The organism is Bradyrhizobium sp. STM 3561 (assembly GCF_045571455.1).
Lineage (GTDB): Bacteria > Pseudomonadota > Alphaproteobacteria > Rhizobiales > Xanthobacteraceae > Bradyrhizobium > Bradyrhizobium vignae.
The window spans coordinates 2,772,291-2,791,915 of sequence record NZ_CP120695.1 but is presented as its reverse complement, the minus strand read 5'-3'; the positions used below and the strand labels follow the sequence as shown (position 1 = coordinate 2,791,915).

Below are 19,625 nucleotides of genomic sequence, written 5' to 3'. Positions count from 1 at the left end.
CACCGCCTGTGCGGCCGCGGATGCCCGGGTCAAGCCCGGGCATGACGACTGATGATGTGGCTCCGCTGCGCTCATTCACTTCAACTCAGATTCGAGCCCGGCTCACTTCGCCGCCCGCACCTCGACGGTGCCCGTACCGGTGCGACCATAGCGCGAGGGATTGTACATGTCCTCGACATAGGCTTGCGGCAGCACGTATTTGCCGGGCGAGACCGCGCGCACGACGTAGGCGACGGTGAAGACCGACTTGGAATCCGAGGCCCGGTCCACGGCCGCAGTGAAGCGGTCGTCACGGAACTCGGTGTCTTCGGGCTCCTCGCCATCCTCGATCCAGTCCAGCGTGCCGCTGTCGCCGGAGGACACCAGCTTCGGGTTGTCGATCTCCAGACCCGCCGGCAGATAGTCGGACACCATGATGTGACCGTATTCGGGCTTGGCCTCGGTGATCTTCAGCACCACCGCGAAGCGCTGGTTCTGCTTGACCTTGCTGACGTCGGCGGGCTTGCCGTCGAGCGTGAAGTAGCTGCGCTCGATCTTGAAGCCGTTGGACGCCGCCGGCTCCGGAGTGACCGGAGAGCCCGACACCGAGACCACCGCCTGCACCGGTGCGTCGCCGGTGTTGGTGATCTTCAGCGGCTTGCCGCTCAGCGCGTCCGCCTTATAGCTGCGATAGAGCGCAGTTTTGACCGGCTGGCCGTCCACCTCGATGGACAGGTTCTCCTTGGCCAGCGCCCGCGCCGCCAGCACCAGCCACGCATTCTCCTGCGTAGAGGTGTAGGGCGTGAGTCCACGCGCGGTCTCGACCCGCGACACTGCCTGGGTCAGCGTCGTCCTCGGCGCGTTGCCTTCGCTGGCGAGCGAGACCAAAGCTGCGGCATCGCGAAGCTGCGAGCCGTAGTCGGTGCGGCCGAACTCGAGCACGGGCTTTGGCGCGAGGCTGTCGAGCGCGGCGCCATAGACCCGTTCGGCGCGGTTGCGGTCGCCGACCAGAGCGAGCGCCGCCGCAAGCTGCGACTTCGCAATCGGCGTTGCGAGGTTGGCGAGCTTGGTGTCGGCGAGATAGCGGAGATCGCCGATCGGCGCTGCGCCGTTACGCGCGAGCACGTAGAGGCCGTAGGCGAGATCGCGCCCACCGTCCTTTTCCGGCTCGTTGGCGTTGACGACGGAGTTGCGGATCCGATCGAGCGCGTTCTTGAACAGCACATCAGGCACCGCAAAGCCCTTTTCGCGGGCCCGGGTGAGGAAGTCCGTCACGTACGCGTCGAGCCAGGCATCGTCGCCGCCCGCGGACCACAGTCCAAACGAGCCGTTCGAGCCCTGACGCGCCAACAGACGTTCGATGGCGTCGCGGATGCGCTGGTCGACCTCGGTGTCCATGGCGAGATGCGCGCCGGCCGCGAGCTCGTTGACATAGAGCAGCGGCATGGCCCGGCTGGTGATCTGTTCCGAGCAGCCATAGGGATAGCGGTCGAGCGCTTTCAGGATCGTCGCCGCATCGAGCGCGGTCGACAGGCTCGCCGAGACCGAGACGCTGCCGGTGCCCGGCACGAGATCACTGAACATGTCCGAGGTCAGCGTCAGGCTCTCGCCCTTCGCCAGCGTGCGGATCGAACGCCGCGCCAGCACCTGCGTCGCTGCCTTGACGTCGAACGCGTAGTGCCGCGCCAGCGCCAGGCCATTCGGCCCCTTGATGTCGACGTCGAGCGTCGCCTGCCCCGCCGCGGTCGCATCGAGCGCGAGCGCGAAGGAGTTGCGCTGCTTGGCGGCGAGCCTGACCGCGGTGGCGGGATTGCCGGTCATCTTCACCGGGCCGCCGGTCTTCACGTCGATGACGTAGTCGCCGGCCTGACCCTCGACATTGTCGATCTCCAGATTGACCGTGCCGTGGTCGCCGTTGAGCAGGAAGCGCGGGAGCGTCGTCGTCAGCACCACGGGATCGCGGATCACGACATCGGTGTTGGCGCGGCCGAGCTTGGTCGCGGTCCATGCCACGGCCATCACGCGCGCGGTGCCGGCAAACTCCGGAATGTCGAAGCTCACTTCCGCAGTGCCGTCGGCAGCGACCGTGACGATGCCGGAATAGAGCGCGAGCGGCTTCTGCGTGGGCGGTGAGCCCTGGAGCTCTCCCGCACCGGCATCGCCGCCGGACTTGATCTGGCCGCGCGTGCCCGACATGCCGTCGATGAGCTGCCCGTAGAGATCGCGGATCTCGGCGCTCAGACGGCGCTGGCCGAGATAGTAATCATCCGGTGCCGGCGGCTTGTAATTGGTGAGATTGAGAATGCCGACATCGACCGCGGCGATGACGATTTTAGCGTCCTCGCCCGGATTGAGGCCCTCGAACTTGACCGGGATCTTCAGCGTGGAGTTCGGCCGGATCAGCGCCGGCGGCGTCAGCTTCACCTGCAGCGTGCGGGTCTGCTTGTCGATACCGAACCATTTCAGACCGATCGCCCGGCCCGGCATGCGCTGGGCGGCGGCATCGAGCGGGCGGCGCAGCGTCGCCACCACATAGGCTCCGGTGCCCCAGTCCTTGCCGACCGGAAGCTTGACCTGGGCGGTGCCCTCTTTGACGTCGATGGTTTGCGTCGTCAGCAGACGGTCGCCGAGCACGTTGATGGTGAGCTTGCCGGCACTGCGCACATTGACCGACACCGTCATGGTGTCGCCGGAGGCGTATTGCGGCTTGTCGATCGAGGTCTCCAGCAGGTCCGGCGTATCGGCGCTGCCGTCGGAATACCAGCCGACATCGAACTGCACCGAGGTCACCGGGCCGTCAGCGTCGTTCGACTTCACATCAAGCCGGTAGCGGCCGGGTTGCGGCGTGAGCGAGATCCGCGTCGGCTTGTCGGCAGCGATCGTGACGTCACCGTCGGCGACGCGCGAGGTCGATTTGACGGGCTCGTACTCCCAGTAATTGTTCTGGCGATACCATTGGTAGCGCGACTCCATCTTCAGGAGCTCGTAGCGCAGGCCGTCGCGGCGCAGCGTCTTGCCCTCAGGCGAGACGAACACGACATCGAACTCGGCCTTGTCCCCCTCGGCGACGTTCTTGTCTCCGAACAGCGGCTTGATGCCGATCTGCGCCGCGGCTGGCGCGACCGGCAGCACGATCTTGCGCTCGACGGCGCGGCCGCCGGTCTCGACCATGCGGACGAAGATCTGCGCCTCCTGCGGCCGCGTCGAGGTCGGCTGCTTGTCCAGCGTGACCGGGAAGGTCGCAACGCCGTTGGCATCGGCCTCGGGGAGATTCTCCAGCGGCGTGCGCTCATTCGAGGTGGTCTCCTCGTCGGCGACGCCGAACTGGTAGCCGGCAAAGCCCGGGCGTTCGCTTGCAGGCGCGATCAGCATGTCGCCTTCGAGCGCAAGGCCCGAGGCCGGCGCGCCATAGAGGAAATGACCGTCGGCCTTCAGCTCCACTGGAGCGTTGGCCTTGATCACTTTGTCCTTGGCGGACAAGTCGAATTCGATTCTATCGGGCACGTAGTCCTCGACCATGAAGGTGGTCTCGCCGACCGAGGAGCCTTTTGGGTCGGTGAAGGCGCGCACGCGCCACGTCCCGGTCGGAACGGCCGAATTGAGCGGCACGGCCAGCGTACGGCCTCCGGCGCCCTGGTCCGCCAGCGAGGCGCGGCGGAATTCGACGCCGTCGGGGCGCTCGACCACCAGCGTCATCGGCCCGCCGGTGACGGCATTGCCCTGGCCATCGCGCAACAGCGCGGTCAGATAGACGGTTTCGCTGGAGCGGTAGACGCCGCGCTCGGCATAGACGAAGGCGTCGGCTCCCGCCGGAACAGCGCGCCCCGAGACGCCGCGGTCGGACAGATCAAAGGCGGAGGTCTTCAGGCTCAGGAAGGCATAGTCCGCCTTCTCGCCCGTGACCGTGAGCATCGCCGGCGACAGGCCGCCCTCGCCGCGCGCAAGGCCGGCCTCGAACAGCACGTGGCCGGCATCGTCGGTCTTGCGCGTCGCCAGGATCTCGTTGTTGCGGGCAACCAGCCGCACCTCGGCCTTGCCGACCGGATCGGTCGAAGCCAGCGAGTTGACGAAGACATGGATGCCGTCATTGCCGGAATAGGCTGACACCCCGAGGTCGGAGACGATGAACCATTGCGTCGCGAGCTGGTAGTCGTCGTCCGAACCGGGGCTCTTGGCCGCGGCAGTCATCACGTAGACGCCGGGCTGGAGCTCGCCGAGCGCCTGGTCGACCGGGAAAGCGGTGGTGACGTCCTGGTTCAGCGTCATCGCGGTCGAAAGCTCGCCCGACCAGACCTTGACGCCGCGCTCGTCGCCGAGATCGCTGAGCTGGTACTTGGTCAGCGTCTTCTGGAAATCGCTGTCGACCACCGTGTTGATCAGGTTGCGATCGCCGATGCGGAAGACGTTGATGTTGACCGCGGGCGTGTTGACGCTGACCACGGGAATGCCGCGCTGGCCGGTCCTGGGCAGCACGTAGGCGCGGCTGGTGAAGCGCACGAAGGGCTTGCGATCGCGCACATAGATGTTGAACTCGGCCGATTTCGGCAGGCCCTCCTTCACCGTGGAGGGCAAGCCGGCGCGCAGGTTGATGTTGTAGCGTTCGCCGTGCTTCAGCCCATCGACGCAGAGCTGCTTGCCCTCGGCCGACAGCGCCGGCTTGTCCTGCCCCGCCAGCGCCAGGAACGGCGCGAAGTCGGTGCGCTTGGCGAGCTCTTCAGAGAACTGGAAGCAGGCACGCGGGCTCGCCGAGTCCGAGTCCACGGTATAGTCGAGCAGCCGGAAGCCGTGCTCGTCGCGCATCTTCTCGTACTGCCCGCGGACATCGGCGACCTCGCGCAGGTCGAGCGACAGCCGCAGCGAATCCAGCGCCGGCCGCCACAGCTTGCGTTCGGCCAGCGACTTGCCGAGGACGGCGAGCGCGTCCGCCTCCTCGCCCGGATTGCCGGCGCGCATGTAAGCGATGTAGGCCGCGGTCGAAGCGCGCTCCAGCAGGAAGGTCTGCTCGCTCGAATTCTTCGGCCAGATCTGGAAGATCACCTTGGCGAGCCGCAGCCAGTTGCCGGCATCGTCGGGGGTCGTGGCCACAATCTGGCCGAGCACCGACAGTCCGGTGCGGTAATCATTGCGCCTGAAGGCGGCGTCAGCATCCGTGCGCAGCGTCGCGTTGGTCTTGGCGACCGGCCCCGCCTCGCTCTTGATCTGCGCCTCGAGCTTGATTGCGGAATCGGCGAGATCGTCGCGCTTGAAGGCCTTGTCGGCGGCCTGCGCCGCGTTAAGGCCGAGCGCCAGCGCGGCGCAGATTGTGACGGCGCGAACAAGACCGATCATGGATGGACTCCCGGAAATCGCGGACGAACGCCGCTTGTCGCAAGAAATGCGCGGAAAGGTGACGGACTCAAGGCGATGGAACCAAAGGTGCAAATCGTCGCATTCGCCATGAAAAGGCAAGCCCAGAGGAGACCGATCAAGATACCGCCGCGCACGCCGTCCTGATGGCGCAGCACTACCCGACCAGTCGACCGGCGGCCGTGTCCCGGAAGCTATTCAGCGGTCCCGGCGATGTGATCCATCGTCCAATCCACTGCCGCTCAACCCGGCACCCTGACACCCCACCGTTCCGCTTTGTCGCGGCAATGAGGAAAACGGTTCGGTTCAGGCTTGGCGAAAGACCCAATTTTTCATATTGGCATGCTAGATGAACGGCCAGCCGCCCAAACCGGCCGGCTCAAGACGGTCCCGTAGCTCAACTGGATAGAGTAGCGGATTTCTACTCCGCGGGTTGCAGGTTCGAGTCCTGCCGGGATCGCCAGTCCATTGACCGTCAACAGTCCCTTCACGAACGCGTGGGTAACCATACGCCGGCCTTTGAACGGCGCCGATCAGCCCTATGTAAGCGCCGGGCGAGATGCGCCCGACAGGTTTCTTAATGCAGCAATCCGAGTTGACGAGAATGGCGATCGCATCTGCGGTCGCGATCGTTGCGATGTCGTATTTGGCAATCGACGCAGGCGTGGTGAACACCAATGTGGTCACGAGGCCCGTCAAGTTGGCCGAGGCTTCGATCATTGGCACCGCAATGGGGCAGCATCACCTTGCCTTTGCCGTTCAGGATTGGGCGCGCCGCGGCCACGAGAAATCACGCCTGGAGCATTGCCTGGCGGTCGACTGATTGATGCGTCCTCCTTTCGGCTACCAACAAAATTCAACCTTCATCACCTGCCGCCCGATGCATCCGCCACCACACGGCAATCGCCGCGGCCAGATCATTCCAAAGCTCCGTCGGAAGATCCGGGACGGCCACCCGGACGCTGTACTGATTCGTGGTCGCGTCGTGAAACCACTCGGTCGCTGCGAAATCGAAGCCGAAGCTGCCGGCGTGGCGGATGGGAAAGCCCTCCCGGTGCAATGCGCTGCTCATGTCCTCGGCAGCCTGCCGCGCTGCCGCCTCGTCGAGCACGCGCCTTCCATGGAGGGTCACGTATAGACCGTGGGTGAAGTGAAGCTCGGCCGAGCGCGCCGGAAGCTTCGCAGCAAAATGTCGAGCCGTGCTGCGGCCGTTGCGCAGGATTGCCGCAACGCGCCGCTTCGTGAGCGCCCAATACGCCGCACTGCCGGCGAAGGGTGGGAAGTGGGCCGGCAACGCCGCGCCGCCGAGCAGCCGCACCGCGTTTCGGGTTTCGGACGCGAGACGTTTCCATTCAACGCCCCCTGCCCGCGGCTGATGCGCATTCCAATGCACGAAAACGGCCGAGCCGAGCCGGCCATATTCCGCTCCGAGCGAATCGAGCTTGTTGTGGCTTCTCACCAACACCAGCGGAATTCCGTATCGGCGGGCCCACCTCTGGACACGCCGGATGCGGCCTGACCTGCCGGCGAAGCATGTCGTATCGAAAATCAGGAGATCGAGGCTAGATCCGTCACAGCGCAGCACCGCGTCGAAGGCGCCGGCGAAGGAGCAGGAATCCAACAGAAGTATACGCGGCGAACTTATTGGTGCAAACGCATCGCCGAGCGGCAGCTTCAAAGCCTCGAGCCGCAAATGAGGGACGAAGGCCCGGATCAGCTCCAGCGTCTCGCCGTAGGCGCCCGGAAGCACGAGGATATCGGCCTTCTCCACGATCCGCGCGGAGGCGAGCAGTACGGCGGAGATCGCGGCCATGCCCGAGGCGGTGTAGATCGCCGTGCTCGCGCGGCCGCCCTCGAACTCGTAGAACGAAGGACCGCGTACCGTAAGATCGGCCCTCTGGTAGTCGTAACTGAACTCGAACGGCCCGCTGGCGAGATCGGCCGTATGCGACCACGCTGTCTCCGTCGCCTTCCACTCATGCAATTCGTGCTCCGCCCTCAGCGCCGCAGTGATCTGGAACTTGGATCTGACGACGTCGTCGACGGAACACGGACGCGCTAAATCGAGCCGGTTTCTCAGGCAGTCGTTCAAGAGCCTGAGTTCCTCGTGCTTTCGTTCCAAATAGGCTCGAATGGTCTCCATGCGCTTCTTGACAGATCCGACGAGCGTCAACGTGCGGAAAGCGCCTTGGGTCCAACACGCCCGTTGCAACGAACACGCACCCTCGCTGTTGAATCCATGCAAGGAGGACAGCATGGCTGACATCAGAGAGCACATGAAGATCATCGGCAAGGACGGCGCCCATGTCGGCACCGTCGATCGCGTCGAGGGCAACCGCATCAAGCTGACGCGCAAGGACAGCCCGGAAGGTCACAAGGACCATCATCACTACATCGACACCAAATATGTCGGTGCCGTCGAGGGGGACGTCGTCAAACTGTCGGTGAATGCCGACGCTGTACCGAAGACGGAAGCCGCCTGAAAACACCGACCCCCTTCGGGGGCTGTTGTTTGTTCACGGTCCGACTCGGCTTCGTTCGCAAGGCACGAATCGCGATCGCAAAATCGAGGGCCGAGCATTCGTTAATGACCGGTTCAGCCGGATCGATCATGCACTCACGAGCACGGGCAAGGGAAGCTCCCGCAGGATTTCAGCGCCGCGGATCGATACGGAACGAACGCGCGATCAGAGCGTTGGATAGCCGACTTGAGTGGTGCCGACTCGCCAGCCCCGGTCGGCTTTGAAGAACCCCGTGCTTGTCCCCCGAGCACGGGGTTTTTCTCGTGGGGAGCGGCCTACCCGCTGGTGCGGGTGCGCCCGGCGGCATCCGGCGGGTCCGCTTGCTCCTCGGGCGGGTCGCGGACGAGTTGATGCCATGCCAGGGCCAGCTGGATCAGTCGTTGCCGATCGGCACCTTCAGACGCCGCAGCCAGCTTCATTGCGGCTTCGGCTTCATGCCGGGGGTCGTAGCTGGTACACATGCGACCGATTTTAGATGGCCGATCTGGACAAGCGCATGGCAATTTCGCCCGTATGATTGCGGGGTGACCTCCGCGTCGCACAGGCATCGTTCGAGGTATCTGTGAACTGCATCACAGCCTGCACCGGACATCTCCGCTAAGCAGAGCTTCAACGCTCCATGGTGGAGTCAGGTCATGACGCGCAAAGCAGCAGCCGAGATCGTCGTCCCGACGCAACGACAGAGGTCCGATCTGCTCGGCATCGCCTATCTCGTGACCATCGCCATCGTGATGCTCGCCTGGATCGGCGGTCTGGTCTGGGCCACGATCGCGTTCTTCAGCTGGCTCGTGTCCTGACGCGCGAGGCGATAAGCGTCTCCGCGAGCGAGCGGCGCAAGGTGGATCCTGCGCTAGAACAGACAAGGCAACGCCTGCGAGAGTTTGATCCCGCCGCAAACGATCATGGCCCACAACGCCATGCTGATCTGGATCGCATCCAGCATGTCCCACGTCCTCCGCGAATCATCCCGATATTTTTCTTTCAGGCTTGCGTGCGGCGGCAACGAGCGCCAGCGCTAATCTGAAGCAATCGCCGGTGTGCAAAGAAAAGAGGCGGGCCTAGGCCCGCCTTCGTACTCCAATCCCGCCTGGAAAGTCAGTAACACGCGCGGGGATCGGCCTGCACATATTGGCCGTTCGGATAGCGGTAATAGCAGGTGCCCTGCGCCCAGTAGTAGCCGGGCTGGGATGCAGCGGTGGCACCGGCGATTGCGCCCGTCGCGCCGCCGAGAACCGCGCCTGCGGCAGCCCCTGTTGCATTGCCCGAGATCAGACCGCCCAGCAGGCCGCCGACGATCGCGCCGCCAAGCGCGCTGGCGCCGGGATCAGCTGGTGGCGGGGGCGGAGGTGGCGGCGCATAGGCCACCGGCACGTCGTCGATATAGTCCTCCGAGATGTAGGCAGGCGGACCAGCCATTCGCTCCGGATAATAATACCAGACGCCGCCAACGTCCCACCACCAGCCGGAGCGGCCGTTGCGGACTTCGTGGCGCCAGCGTCCACCATCCCAGGCGAGATTGCCACGATAGGTGTGTCCACCCCAGTCCCGCACCGGGGCAGGACCGCGCGCCTGGCGTCGCGGCGATGGGCCGTCGGCATTGCGCGGGCCAGGACCCGCATGGGGCTGACTACCCGGCTGCACGGGTCGAGTCGCCTGCTGGGGTGGAGGGCCCTTGCGCATAGTCTGATTGGTCTGCGGCGGCGCGCCAGCACCCGGTGCAGCCGGCGGTGGGCCCGCCTCTTTCGGCGGTCTCGCCTCTTGCGCCTGCGCCGACAGCGCGAACAACGACATGGCCGAAATCACGGGAATGATGATCTTCATGCGTTTGGACGCACTCATGCGTGCTCGCCCCCTGCTCTCTCGTGGCCGCGGTCCCTGGCGCGATCGACGAATCGCCGCGCGCCGGGCTGATGCCGGCCGAAACAACTGCCCTGCTTGATCGGCTAAGTCCCGTTACAAATGATTAAGATCAGGGCATTTTTTCGGCCCTGCGGGTCACGCTGACGGGCGCCTAGCGAGCCGGCTCGATCACATTGCAGTTGGTTCGCCCGGACATCAGGCAATCCTGCATCTTGCTGGCTGCGGTAAGATTCCGGGCGAGCCACCAGCCAACCCCGAGGATCACGATCGCAATGATCAAGCCGGCGATCGCGCCGCGGCGGTCGCCGCCGGACTGGCGCTCGGGCTGGCGCTTCGATGGAGAATTGGGCTGCTCGCCGGGTTCGGATCTGGACTCTGGCTTCGACATGGCCGTCTGGTCGCGCTGGCGAGCCGGCTTTATCACCGCTGCGGCGTCGCGTCACACCCGATCAGCCGGTCCAATTCAGCCCCGGGTCTGCCGGATCGCATCCTTGCGCGAGGTTTCGACCGCCGGAATTGCCTCCTGAAGCCGCGGTGCGCAGCTCGTGAGCACGAATGCGGTCCGGGTGCATTCCCAATCCGCTCCCAGCACCGCACTCTCGATGGGCTGCGGACGAGCGAGCAGCAGCGCGGCGCCGGCCACGCTCGCCAGGGCGAAGCCAATTGCGAGCGCCTTCAGGCTTGGTCTTGAGATCGTCATGCCCGTGCTCCGTCTCGTATCGGGCGGACGCTAGGCCTCGCCCGTGTGCTCCCTTATGAGGGACATCACAATTCAGCAGTTTTTCCGGGCTACGAGAGATCGTCGGGGGGCGATTTTTCGTTGACCTGATCGGCTGCGATTATGGGTGGCTTCGCGACGCGCGCCGATGTACACGCTTCTGCGTCGCGTGGCGCCTGCTATGCCCAGCCGACGTACCAACAGGCACCGATGTAGGATCGAAAGCGAGGAAGACAAGGCTCGTCGATGAGTGGATTCAGGGAACCCGGCTTCGCAGACCGGCAAAAGGCGGCACAGGAAGCCCGCAAAAATCTTTTGAACAAATTCAAATCGCAACCGGGACCTGACGATCCGGCGGTGGTCGCACGCCGTGCTGAACGCGAGGCCCTCGCGGCCAAACGCGCCGAGGCGAAAGCCGCGCGCGAGGCGGCAAAGGCCGAGCAGAAGCGTCTCGAGGAAGAGACCAAGGCCGCCGAAGCCGCGCGGATCGCGCGCGAGGCCCAGGAAGCCGCCGAGAGACAGGCTGCCCTCGAAGCCGAGCAAAAGGCCAAGCGCGATGCGCGCTATGCCGCCCGCAAGGCCAAGCGCAAGTAAGTTCACTCGTCACGTTCAATTGAACTTGAACTGAAGCACCGTTCCGGAGGCGGTCTTAAAGGCCGCCGCCGGAATTCGCGAGTGCGCGGGCCGCTCAAGGCGGGCGCTGCGCGACGACGCGGCAGGATCAATTCTTCTTCATCATTCCGTCGTCTTTCTTCATGCCGTCCTTCGACATGTGATCCTTCTTCATGCCGTCGTCCTTGGACATGGTGTCCTTCTTCATCATGCCGTCCTTGGACATCGTGTCTTTTTTCATCATGCCGTCATCCTTGCCCATCTTGTCCTGAGCAAAGGCGGCCGGAGCAAATGCGAGGCCAAGCGAAAGAGCGGCAGCCGAGACGCCGAGCACGATGCGGGTGCGAATGGTCATGGTTCATCTTCCCTTCGAGATGGTGTTTGTCAGCGACGGACGCCGCTATTTGATCTCGACGGATCGCCAGTCGGCGTTGTTACGCCGCCGCCGATAAATTTTGGCGAGCCCTCCGCTATCCGTCGTACTTTCGCGCGCGGGACCAGGAAGTGTGCAGCGCAGCACGGCCGGCACTTGCCGGGGCATTCGGTCTCGAACTATCAGATGAGAGAATATCGGCTGAAAGACCGGCTAGGATGAGCCTGAACGCCGGTCTCACAAGACCCGATCCAAATCACACCAACAAGAACAGTCCAAGGGGATCACACCATGATTACGCGCCGCCATCTGATCGCGACCGCCGTCGCCGCACCCGCCATCCTGCGCTTCGGCACCGGAACCGCGCAGGCCGCCACCACGCTGAAGATCTCGCATCAATTCCCGGGCGGCACCATCGACAAAGGCGATTTCCGCGACCGACTCTGTCGCATGTTCGCTGCTGAAGTTGCCAAGCGCAGCAATGGCGACATCGCCGCGGAAATTTATCCGAACTCCTCGCTGATCAAGACCAACGCGCAGTTCTCCGCGATGCGCAAGGGCGCGCTCGACATCTCGCTCTATCCGATGCCTTATGCCGGCGGCGAGTTGCCGGAAACCAATATCGGCCTGATGCCGGGCCTGGTGACCACCTACGATCAGGGCCTGCGCTGGAAGAAGGAGCCCGTCGGCAAGGCACTGACCGATTTCCTGGCCGACAAAGGCATCATCCTGCTCACCTGGGTCTGGCAGGCCGGCGGCGTTGCCAGCCGCTCCAAGCCGATCGTCGCGCCCGAGGATGCCAAGGGCATGAAAGTGCGCGGCGGCTCGCGCGAGATGGACATGGTGCTGCAAACGGCCGGCGCCTCGGTGCTGTCGGTACCCTCGAACGAAATCTACGCGGCGATGCAGACCGGCGCGTGCGATGCCGGCATCACCTCCTCGACCAGCCTGATCTCGTTCCGCCTCGAAGAGGTCGCGAAGTCGCTGACGTCAGGCGCCGGCACCTCCTACTGGTTCATGCTCGAGCCGCTGATGATGTCGAAGGCGATCTTCGACAAGCTGCCGAAGAACCATCAAGATATCTTGCTCGCGGTCGGCACAGAGCTCGAAGCCTTCGGCCGCAAGGGCGCGCAGGACGACGACGTCGAGGTCGCCAAGGTCTACGAGAAGGCCGGCGCCAAGGTCTCGGCGCTCGATGCCGCCACCGTCGGCAAATGGCGCGACATCGCGCGCGACACCGCGTGGAAGGATTACAGCGCCAAGACCGCGACCGCGGCCAACCTGCTCAAGCTCGCCACCGACGTTGCGGCATGAGCCACGGTCCGCTTCCGGATCGTGACGACCTGCCGAGCGCTGCCGCCGGGAACGGCCTTGCGGCAGCGATCGATCGTGGTCTCGCCATCCTCAACAGCATCATCGTCGTGTTCGCCGCGATCGCCCTGGTCGCGGCCTGCACCATCCTGAGCTACAGCGTGCTGAGCCGTGCCTTGTTCAAGGCCGCCAATTACTGGCAGGACGAGGCCGCCGTGTTCTTGCTGGTCGGCGCCACCTTCATGACGGCCGCCTATGTGCAGCAGAACCGCGGCCATATCGGCATCGAAGCCTTCGTCGGCCTGCTCTCGCCGCTCGCCAACAAGGTCCGGCTCTGGCTCGTCGACGCCGCGACGTTCCTGTTCTGTGCCTTCTTCGCCTGGAAATCCTGGACACTGGCCCATGAGGCCTATGTCGACGGCCAGGTCTCGAATTCGATGTGGTCGCCGCCGCTCGCGATCCCCTATGCGCTGATGGCGCTCGGCATGAGCCTGCTCTGCATCCAGATCCTCGTGCAGCTTGCGCTGCCCTTCACCGGAGCCAAGCGGCCATGAGCGTTTTCGGTATCGGCCTTGCCTACGGCATCGCGACGCTGCTCGTGATGTTCTCGGGCATGCCGATTGCGTTCGCGCTCGGCGCGGTCGCGGTCGTGTTCATGGGCATCTACATGCCCTCGGCCTCGCTCGATACGGTGACCCAGAACGTGTACGAGGAAATGGCCTCGATCACGCTGCTGTCGATTCCGCTCTTCATCCTGAAGGGCGCCGCGATCGGCAAGTCGCGCGCTGGCCAGGATCTCTATTCGGCGCTGCATGCCTGGCTGCATCGCGTCCCCGGCGGCCTCGGCGTCGCCAACGTCTTCGCCTGCGCGCTGTTCGCGGCGATGGCGGGCTCGAGCCCAGCGACCTGCTCGGCGATCGGTTCGGCCGGTATCCCCGAGATGCGCAAGCGCGGCTATTCCGGCGGCTTTGCCGCAGGCATCATCGCCGCCGGCGGCACGCTCGGCATCCTGCTGCCGCCGTCCATCACCATGATCCTGTTTGCGGTTGCCGCGGAAAAGTCGCTGGGGCGTCTGTTCCTCGCCGGCATCGGTCCCGGCCTCTTGCTGGTCACCCTGTTCGGCGCCTATGCCGTGATCCGATTCCGCCGGGAATACAAGGCGGCTGAAGCGATCTGCAAGAACGGCGGGCCCGAAGGTGCGATCCTGACGCGCGACGAGTACACGCTGGCCGAACGCTTCAGCGTGCTGCCGCGCGTGATCCCCTTCGTGCTGCTGCTCACCGGCGTCATGATCGCGCTCTATGGCGGCTACGCCACGCCGTCGGAGACCGCGGGCCTCGGCGGCCTGCTCGCACTGGCGCTGATCGCGGCGATCTACAGCGTCTGGCGCCCGAGCGACCTTGCGCCCATCATGAAATCGACGATCCGGGAATCGACCATGCTGATGATGATCATCGGCATGTCGCCGCTCTATTCCTACGTGATGAGCTATCTGCACATCTCGCAATCGGTCGCCGAATCCATTGTCGCGATGCATCTGCCGCGATGGGAGCTGCTGTTCGCGATCCTCGTCATGGTCGTCGTGCTCGGCTTCTTCCTGCCGCCGGTGTCGATCATCCTGATGACCGCGCCGATCATCCTGCCGCCGCTCCGCGCCGCCAATTTCGACATCATCTGGTTCGGCGTGGTCATGACCATCGTGATGGAGATGGGCCTGATCCACCCGCCCGTCGGCCTCAACATCTTCGTCATCCGCAACGTCGCGCCGGACATTCCCCTGCGCGAGGTGATCTGGGGCACGCTGCCCTTCGTGCTCTTGATGATGCTCGCGGTGCTGCTGCTGTGCTTCGTGCCGGGCATTTCGACCTGGCTGCCGGACCTCGTGATGGGACCGGACGGGAGCAGGTAGCGACAGATAACAACTGCCGCAGGGTGGGCAAAGCGAAGCGTGCCCACCACCTGTCGGCGATCACGGAGAGATGGTGGGGCACGGCGCTACGCGCCTTTGCCCACTCGACAAGTTCTGCGCTTCTCGCATCTGCAAGCTGACCCGCCCTACGAATTCTCCTTCCGCCGCGAGCGCGGTGCGTTCGCCACGACCTGCAACAGATCCTTACGGACGGCTTCGATGTGCCGCTCCAGAAACCGGCACGCCTCCTCGACCTTTTGCGCGCGGCAGAGCGCGATCAGCTGGGCGTGCTCCTTTTCGGCAATGCCCATCGCCTTGGTGTTGGAGAGCTGCAGACGCGTGTAACGGTCGCTGGTCTGGAGCAGCGACAGCACGATTGCGCGCGTGCGCGGCTGCGGTGCGTGCACGTAGAGCGCCATGTGGAAGTCGGCGTTGAGCTGGCCCCACTCGCTGACGTTCCTCGCCTTGATCGCCTTCTCGAACCGCCTATGGATGTCGTCGAGCTCCTCGAAATCCTCCGCGGTGAAACGCGGCGCCGACTGTGCGAGCAATCGCGGCTCCAGGATTCGGCGCAGGTCGAAGACATCGTTGATCTCGTCCAGCGACAGCTCCGAGACGATGGCGCCCTTCTGCGGAACGATCCGCACCAGGCCTTCCGCCTCGAGCTGGAATAGCGCCTCGCGGACGGGAATGCGGCTGACGCCATAGGCCTCGCCGAGCGCGTCCTGGCGCAGTTGCGATCCGGCCGGATAGGTGCCGTCGAGGATCGCCTGCCGGAGTTGGTCGACGATCGCAGCCGACAAGGTGCGATGCTTCAGAGGCTGTCTCATCTGATCGTCTGTTGTCCTTCTCGACTCGTTCGGTCGACGCGGTCCCTGTCTTGCATGTTGAGACGTCCGGCAAAAGCCAAGCACTCCACAAAAGAGAAGTGCCCAGCATGAGCGCGCCCTGCCGTCAAAATGACCGCAAACTCCGTTTGACTCCCAAAATGTATAAATTATACATTCGGGATCGCACGACAAATCTTTCGGGGGTTGGGGCCTCTTTCATGATCGAGCAGACCATGCCGGCCACGCGCGCGCTCAGCCTCCGGCGGACGATCGTCCGGATGTCGAGCGCCTTGCTCGCCTTCGAGCGTCTGGCGCTGATGGGCCTGATGTACCTGCTCACCGGATTGATCCTGGTGAACGTCGTCACCCGCTACTCGCACTTTCCCATCTACTGGATTGATGAATCCGCGGTCTATTGCGTGGTCTGGCTGACCTTCATCGGCGCCTCCGCGATGACGCGGCTGCGGCTCGATTTCGCGGTGACCATGCTGACGGAGCGTCTTTCGCCGCAGCACCAGAAGGTCGCCAAGGTGACCTCGACCGGCCTCGTCGTCGTGTTCGGCCTCGCTCTGATCGTGACCTGCGTGCTCTGGATGGATCCGGTCGGGCTTGCCCGCGCCGGCTTCGATGGGCGCAAGCTCGCGGCCGCGACATTCAACTTCCTCTACACCGAGCACACCCAGACGCTGAACTGGCCGACCTGGGTGCTGTATCTGACGCTGCCGATCTTCGCGGTGTCGATGACCATTCACGGCCTCGCCAATCTGCTGGAAGATCTCGAGCTGGTCCCGCGTACGCCGCCAAAGGGCTTCCAGCTCTCCGAGCTGGATGGGGTCAACTGATGATCACGTCAGCAGCTTTCATGGCGTTCATGCTTGTCGGCGTGCCGATCGGGCTCTGCCTGTGCCTCGCCGGCCTGGTCTACATCGCAGCGTCGGGCAACCCGGTGCTGTTCCAGTCCTATCCGCTCCAGCTGTTCGGCGGCGTCGACAGTTATGGCCTGATCGCCATTCCGCTGTTCATCCTGATCGGCGAGATCATGAACGGCGGCGGCATCACGAGGCGCATCGTCGACATGGCGATGGCCTTCGTCGGCTCGCTCAAGGGCGGGCTCGCCTACGTCAACATCCTCGCCAACATGTTCATCTCCTCCATCCTGGGCTCCGCAACCGCGCAGGTCGCGATCATGGCCCAGATCATGGTGCCGGAGATGGAGAAGAAGGGCTACGACAAGACCTTCGCGGCGGGCCTCACCGCCTATGGCGGGATGCTCGGCCCGATCATCCCGCCCTCGGTGATGTTCGTGGTCTACAGCGTGCTGGCGCAAGTCTCGGTCAGCGACATGCTGATCGCCGGCATCGTGCCGGGCGTCATTCTCACGGTGATGTTCTGCCTCGTCATCGCGCTGATGGGGTACATGTACAACTACCCCCGCGCGGACTATCAGACGCCACGCCAGCGCGTCATGACGATCCTGCGGACCTCGCCGACGCTGCTGATCCCGATCGTCATCGTCGGCACCATTCTCGGTGGCCTCGCCAACGCCACGGAGTCTGCAGCCGTCGGCGCGGTCGCCGCAGCGCTCGTTGGAAAATACTGGACCAGGGAGTTCAAGTTCTCCCAGCTGCCGCAGATGATGCTGCGCAGCGCGATCTATTCGGCGATCGTGCTGTTCCTGGTCGCTGCCGCCGCCGTGTTCTCCTGGGTGCTGATCTTCGGCAAGGTGCCGCAGGAGACCGCCGGGTGGATCCAGTCCGCCGCCAAGGGCCCGATCAGCTTCATGCTGATCTGCAACGTCATCCTGCTGATCATCGGCACGGTCATCGACGGCATTCCCGGCCTGATCATGACGGTGCCGATCCTGCTGCCGGTCGCAACCGAGATCTATCACATCGACCCCCGGCAGTTCGGAGTCGTGGTGGTGATCAACCTCGTGCTCGGCCTTTTGTCGCCGCCGGTCGGGCTCTGCTTCTTCGTCGCGGCCGCCGTCACCGGCGCCAAGCCCGGCAAGATGTTCATGGTGACGCTGCCGTTCTTCGTCATCTCCTGCCTCCTGCTGGTGCTGCTCTCGCTCTACCCGTCGCTCTCGCTGATCCTCGTCAAATAGGCCCATCCGAAAGGAGCCCGACCATGCCGCTTTCACGCCGCCGCTTTCTCGCCGCCAGTGCCGCCGCCTCGGTGTTCGCGCCATCGCTGGCGCTCGCCCAGGCCAAGGAATTCCGCCTCGGCCTGATCACGCCGAACGGGCATTCCTGGAACAAGGCCGCGCTCAAATTCGGCGAGGATCTCAAGGCCGCGACCAACGGCCGTCTGACCGTGACCGTGTTCCACTCCGGCCAGCTCGGCAACGAAACCGCGATGATGCAGCAATTGCAGTCCGGCGCGCTCGACATGGGCTTCATCCAGGCCGCCGAGCTCGGCTCGCGCGTGCCGCACATCGCCGCGATCAATGCGCCCTACATCGTCCGCTCGACGCCTTCGGTCGCAAAGTTCGTGCGCCATCCAGCGGCGGTGAAGCTGTTCGACGTGCTGCCGCAGGAGACCGGGACCATCGGGCTCGGCTGGGGCATCACCGGCATGCGCGCCGTGTTCTCCTCCAAGGACCTGAATTCGCTCGCCGACATCAAGGGCATGAAGCTGCGCATCAATCCGACGCCGGTCTATCGCGATTTCTACTCCTCGCTGGGCGCAGCACCGACGCCGATCCCGACGCCGCAAGTGTTCGACGCCATGGCCAACGGCCAGGTCGACGGCCTCGAAGCCGATCTCGAGTTCTCCTGGAATCAGCGTTTCGACAAGGTGTCGAAGGTGATCCTGCAGATGAATGCCGTCTTCATGCCGATGGCCGCCGTCGTCTCGGGCCGCGTCTGGCAATCGCTCCCCGCCGCCGACCGCGAGCTGATCACCAAGACGATCAAGACGACGCTTGATGCGCAGATCGACGAGCTCGCCGGCAACGAGCCGGCGCTGATCGAGAGCTTCAAGAACGCGCCGATCCCGATCCGCCAGGTCGACGCCAAGGACACCGAGGCCGTCATCGCCGAGTTCGACAAGATTTGGCTGCCGAAAGCCCCCGTGCTCGCCGAGCTGCGCAAGGTCGGCGCGACGCTCTGACCTCGTCCACCTCCCTCACGTCAATGCCCGGCGGATCGAATGATCCGCCGGCACAATTTCAATCGGAGCCAAACAATGAGCCCACGCATCTCCTGGGAAGGGGTCTTCCCGGCCGTTACCACGCAATTCAACGACGACCTGTCGCTCAATATCGAGGCGACCGCCAAGGTCATGGACGGCCTGATCCGCGACGGCGTCTCCGGCCTGATCGTCTGCGGCTCGGTCGGCGAGAACACCTCGCTGGAGCGCAAGGAGAAGGTCGCGATCATGGAGGCGGCGAAGTCGGTCGCGGCCGGCCGCGTGCCCGTGCTGTGCGGCATCGCCGAATTCACCACGGCCTTCGCAGTCGAGACCGCCAAGGAAGCCGCACGTGTCGGCATCGACGGCGTGATGGTGATGCCGGCCCTGGTCTACTCCTCCAAGCCGCACGAGACCGCCGCGCATTTCCGCGCCGTCGCCAGCGCGACTGACCTGCCGGTAATGCTCTACAACAATCCGCCGATCTACAAGAACGACGTCACGCCGGACATCCTGGCCTCGCTCGCCGACGTCGAAACCGTCGTCTGCTTCAAGGATTCCTCCGGCGACACGCGCCGCTTCATCGACACCCGCAACATGGTCGGCGACCGCTTCGTGCTGTTCGCGGGCCTCGACGACGTCATCGTCGAGAGCGTCGCGATGGGTGCCGTGGGCTGGGTCTCCGGCATGTCGAACGCGTTCCCGCGCGAGGGCGAGACGCTGTTCCGTCTCGCCAAGGCCGGCCGCTTTGCCGAGGCGATGCCGCTCTACGAATGGTTCATGCCGCTCCTGCATCTCGATGCCCGCCCGGACCTCGTCCAGTGCATCAAGCTGTGCGAGCACATCATGGGCCGTGGCACCGCGCTGACCCGCCCGCCGCGCCTGGCGCTGCTGCCGCACGAGAAGGCCGAGGTCGAGACCATGATGGCCAAGGCGCTCAAGAACCGTCCGCGCCTGCCGGATGTCGGGCTGAAGGCGGCCTGACGAAAGCTCTCTCAGTCGTCATTGCGAGGAGCGCTTGCGACGAAGCAAT

19 protein-coding genes and 1 tRNA gene are annotated in these 19,625 nt (G+C 64.5%); 12 read left to right on the top strand and 8 right to left on the bottom strand.

The window, feature by feature from the left end; translation table 11 throughout:
- Nucleotides 1-102: 102 nt before the first annotated feature.
- The gene (locus tag P6U28_RS13095; RefSeq protein WP_407122409.1) at nucleotides 103-5,307 is read right to left on the bottom strand and encodes an alpha-2-macroglobulin family protein; all 5,205 of its coding nucleotides are present in this window, start codon (nucleotides 5,305-5,307) and stop codon (nucleotides 103-105) included.
- A gap of 404 nt (nucleotides 5,308-5,711) precedes the next feature.
- On the opposite strand from P6U28_RS13095, the gene P6U28_RS13090 reads away from it, so the two are divergent.
- Together P6U28_RS13090 and P6U28_RS13085 are read left to right on the top strand one after the other, a co-directional pair.
- Nucleotides 5,712-5,788 (top strand) — tRNA-Arg (locus P6U28_RS13090).
- A gap of 141 nt (nucleotides 5,789-5,929) precedes the next feature.
- Nucleotides 5,930-6,148 carry a hypothetical protein gene (locus P6U28_RS13085; protein WP_407122408.1) on the top strand — a complete coding sequence of 73 codons (219 nt, stop codon included), beginning with the start codon at nucleotides 5,930-5,932 and terminating at the stop codon, nucleotides 6,146-6,148.
- A gap of 33 nt (nucleotides 6,149-6,181) precedes the next feature.
- On the opposite strand, the gene P6U28_RS13080 is transcribed toward P6U28_RS13085, so the two are convergent.
- Complete coding sequence (locus P6U28_RS13080; RefSeq protein WP_122403310.1) at nucleotides 6,182-7,468, bottom strand: hypothetical protein; 1,287 nt, start codon at nucleotides 7,466-7,468, stop codon at nucleotides 6,182-6,184.
- Nucleotides 7,469-7,580: 112 nt separating this feature from the next.
- Between P6U28_RS13080 and P6U28_RS13075 the strand changes: the two genes are divergently transcribed.
- Nucleotides 7,581-7,808, top strand: coding sequence for a DUF2171 domain-containing protein (locus P6U28_RS13075; protein ID WP_027574503.1), 228 nt, complete (start codon nucleotides 7,581-7,583; stop codon nucleotides 7,806-7,808).
- 314 nt (nucleotides 7,809-8,122) lie between these two features.
- On the opposite strand, the gene P6U28_RS13070 is transcribed toward P6U28_RS13075, so the two are convergent.
- A complete protein-coding gene (locus P6U28_RS13070; RefSeq protein ID WP_244607654.1) occupies nucleotides 8,123-8,266 on the bottom strand; it encodes a hypothetical protein in 144 nt (47 codons plus the stop codon).
- A gap of 216 nt (nucleotides 8,267-8,482) precedes the next feature.
- On the opposite strand from P6U28_RS13070, the gene P6U28_RS13065 reads away from it, so the two are divergent.
- On the top strand, nucleotides 8,483-8,644 hold the full coding sequence (locus tag P6U28_RS13065; protein ID WP_164937081.1) for a hypothetical protein: 162 nt from the start codon (nucleotides 8,483-8,485) through the stop codon (nucleotides 8,642-8,644).
- 298 nt (nucleotides 8,645-8,942) lie between these two features.
- Here the strand turns inward: P6U28_RS13065 and P6U28_RS13060 are convergent, their stop codons facing one another.
- The 3 genes from P6U28_RS13060 to P6U28_RS13050 form a co-directional block, all read right to left on the bottom strand.
- On the bottom strand, nucleotides 8,943-9,686 hold the full coding sequence (locus tag P6U28_RS13060) for a hypothetical protein (protein WP_122403312.1): 744 nt from the start codon (nucleotides 9,684-9,686) through the stop codon (nucleotides 8,943-8,945).
- A 172-nt stretch (nucleotides 9,687-9,858) separates the two neighbouring features.
- Nucleotides 9,859-10,095 (bottom strand): hypothetical protein, encoded by a 237-nt coding sequence (locus tag P6U28_RS13055; RefSeq protein ID WP_122403313.1) that lies wholly within the window; start codon nucleotides 10,093-10,095, stop codon nucleotides 9,859-9,861.
- A 75-nt stretch (nucleotides 10,096-10,170) separates the two neighbouring features.
- Nucleotides 10,171-10,407: a hypothetical protein gene (locus tag P6U28_RS13050; protein WP_122403314.1), complete on the bottom strand. Its 237-nt coding sequence runs from the start codon at nucleotides 10,405-10,407 to the stop codon at nucleotides 10,171-10,173.
- Between the two features lie 264 nt (nucleotides 10,408-10,671).
- Between P6U28_RS13050 and P6U28_RS13045 the strand changes: the two genes are divergently transcribed.
- The gene (locus tag P6U28_RS13045; protein WP_122403315.1) at nucleotides 10,672-11,019 is read left to right on the top strand and encodes a DUF6481 family protein; all 348 of its coding nucleotides are present in this window, start codon (nucleotides 10,672-10,674) and stop codon (nucleotides 11,017-11,019) included.
- A gap of 127 nt (nucleotides 11,020-11,146) precedes the next feature.
- Here the strand turns inward: P6U28_RS13045 and P6U28_RS13040 are convergent, their stop codons facing one another.
- Complete coding sequence (locus tag P6U28_RS13040) at nucleotides 11,147-11,392, bottom strand: pentapeptide MXKDX repeat protein (RefSeq protein WP_036027965.1); 246 nt, start codon at nucleotides 11,390-11,392, stop codon at nucleotides 11,147-11,149.
- A gap of 309 nt (nucleotides 11,393-11,701) precedes the next feature.
- Here P6U28_RS13040 and dctP point away from each other — a divergent pair, with 309 nt between their 5' ends.
- From dctP to P6U28_RS13025, 3 genes are read left to right on the top strand one after another with little or no spacing between them, the layout of a single operon-like run.
- Nucleotides 11,702-12,724 carry a TRAP transporter substrate-binding protein DctP gene (gene dctP, locus P6U28_RS13035; RefSeq protein ID WP_122403316.1) on the top strand — a complete coding sequence of 341 codons (1,023 nt, stop codon included), beginning with the start codon at nucleotides 11,702-11,704 and terminating at the stop codon, nucleotides 12,722-12,724.
- The gene (locus tag P6U28_RS13030) at nucleotides 12,721-13,275 is read left to right on the top strand and encodes a TRAP transporter small permease (protein WP_122403317.1); all 555 of its coding nucleotides are present in this window, start codon (nucleotides 12,721-12,723) and stop codon (nucleotides 13,273-13,275) included. Before dctP ends, P6U28_RS13030 begins: the two co-directional genes overlap by 4 nt.
- Entirely contained in the window at nucleotides 13,272-14,630 is a 1,359-nt protein-coding gene (locus P6U28_RS13025) for a TRAP transporter large permease (protein WP_407122405.1), read from the top strand. The genes P6U28_RS13030 and P6U28_RS13025 overlap by 4 nt, the downstream gene beginning before the upstream one ends.
- A gap of 146 nt (nucleotides 14,631-14,776) precedes the next feature.
- On the opposite strand, the gene P6U28_RS13020 is transcribed toward P6U28_RS13025, so the two are convergent.
- Nucleotides 14,777-15,460 (bottom strand): GntR family transcriptional regulator, encoded by a 684-nt coding sequence (locus tag P6U28_RS13020; RefSeq protein ID WP_122403319.1) that lies wholly within the window; start codon nucleotides 15,458-15,460, stop codon nucleotides 14,777-14,779.
- 233 nt (nucleotides 15,461-15,693) lie between these two features.
- On the opposite strand from P6U28_RS13020, the gene P6U28_RS13015 reads away from it, so the two are divergent.
- From P6U28_RS13015 to P6U28_RS13000, 4 genes are all read left to right on the top strand, one after another.
- The gene (locus P6U28_RS13015; protein WP_122406682.1) at nucleotides 15,694-16,302 is read left to right on the top strand and encodes a TRAP transporter small permease; all 609 of its coding nucleotides are present in this window, start codon (nucleotides 15,694-15,696) and stop codon (nucleotides 16,300-16,302) included.
- Nucleotides 16,302-17,567, top strand: coding sequence for a TRAP transporter large permease (locus P6U28_RS13010; RefSeq protein WP_122403320.1), 1,266 nt, complete (start codon nucleotides 16,302-16,304; stop codon nucleotides 17,565-17,567). The genes P6U28_RS13015 and P6U28_RS13010 overlap by 1 nt, the downstream gene beginning before the upstream one ends.
- Nucleotides 17,568-17,590: 23 nt before the next feature.
- Entirely contained in the window at nucleotides 17,591-18,574 is a 984-nt protein-coding gene (locus P6U28_RS13005) for a TRAP transporter substrate-binding protein (RefSeq protein ID WP_122403321.1), read from the top strand.
- A gap of 75 nt (nucleotides 18,575-18,649) precedes the next feature.
- On the top strand, nucleotides 18,650-19,576 hold the full coding sequence (locus tag P6U28_RS13000) for a dihydrodipicolinate synthase family protein (protein ID WP_122403322.1): 927 nt from the start codon (nucleotides 18,650-18,652) through the stop codon (nucleotides 19,574-19,576).
- Nucleotides 19,577-19,625 lie beyond the last annotated feature (49 nt).

Bases quoted from the DNA above. Each gene is read 5' to 3' on its own strand.
- P6U28_RS13015 (WP_122406682.1), top strand. From the start codon at position 15,694: ATGCCGGCCACGCGCGCGCTCAGCCTCCGGCGGACGATCGTCCGGATG.
- P6U28_RS13005 (WP_122403321.1), top strand. From the start codon at position 17,591: ATGCCGCTTTCACGCCGCCGCTTTCTCGCCGCCAGTGCCGCCGCCTCG.
- P6U28_RS13065 (WP_164937081.1), top strand. From the start codon at position 8,483: ATGACGCGCAAAGCAGCAGCCGAGATCGTCGTCCCGACGCAACGACAG.
- P6U28_RS13055 (WP_122403313.1), bottom strand. From the start codon at position 10,095: ATGTCGAAGCCAGAGTCCAGATCCGAACCCGGCGAGCAGCCCAATTCT.
- P6U28_RS13025 (WP_407122405.1), top strand. From the start codon at position 13,272: ATGAGCGTTTTCGGTATCGGCCTTGCCTACGGCATCGCGACGCTGCTC.
- P6U28_RS13040 (WP_036027965.1), bottom strand. From the start codon at position 11,392: ATGACCATTCGCACCCGCATCGTGCTCGGCGTCTCGGCTGCCGCTCTT.
- P6U28_RS13085 (WP_407122408.1), top strand. From the start codon at position 5,930: ATGGCGATCGCATCTGCGGTCGCGATCGTTGCGATGTCGTATTTGGCA.
- P6U28_RS13060 (WP_122403312.1), bottom strand. From the start codon at position 9,686: ATGAGTGCGTCCAAACGCATGAAGATCATCATTCCCGTGATTTCGGCC.
- dctP (WP_122403316.1), top strand. From the start codon at position 11,702: ATGATTACGCGCCGCCATCTGATCGCGACCGCCGTCGCCGCACCCGCC.
- P6U28_RS13095 (WP_407122409.1), bottom strand. From the start codon at position 5,307: ATGATCGGTCTTGTTCGCGCCGTCACAATCTGCGCCGCGCTGGCGCTC.
- P6U28_RS13080 (WP_122403310.1), bottom strand. From the start codon at position 7,468: ATGGAGACCATTCGAGCCTATTTGGAACGAAAGCACGAGGAACTCAGG.
- P6U28_RS13050 (WP_122403314.1), bottom strand. From the start codon at position 10,407: ATGACGATCTCAAGACCAAGCCTGAAGGCGCTCGCAATTGGCTTCGCC.
- P6U28_RS13020 (WP_122403319.1), bottom strand. From the start codon at position 15,460: ATGAGACAGCCTCTGAAGCATCGCACCTTGTCGGCTGCGATCGTCGAC.
- P6U28_RS13030 (WP_122403317.1), top strand. From the start codon at position 12,721: ATGAGCCACGGTCCGCTTCCGGATCGTGACGACCTGCCGAGCGCTGCC.
- P6U28_RS13000 (WP_122403322.1), top strand. From the start codon at position 18,650: ATGAGCCCACGCATCTCCTGGGAAGGGGTCTTCCCGGCCGTTACCACG.
- P6U28_RS13075 (WP_027574503.1), top strand. From the start codon at position 7,581: ATGGCTGACATCAGAGAGCACATGAAGATCATCGGCAAGGACGGCGCC.
- P6U28_RS13070 (WP_244607654.1), bottom strand. From the start codon at position 8,266: ATGAAGCTGGCTGCGGCGTCTGAAGGTGCCGATCGGCAACGACTGATC.
- P6U28_RS13045 (WP_122403315.1), top strand. From the start codon at position 10,672: ATGAGTGGATTCAGGGAACCCGGCTTCGCAGACCGGCAAAAGGCGGCA.
- P6U28_RS13010 (WP_122403320.1), top strand. From the start codon at position 16,302: ATGATCACGTCAGCAGCTTTCATGGCGTTCATGCTTGTCGGCGTGCCG.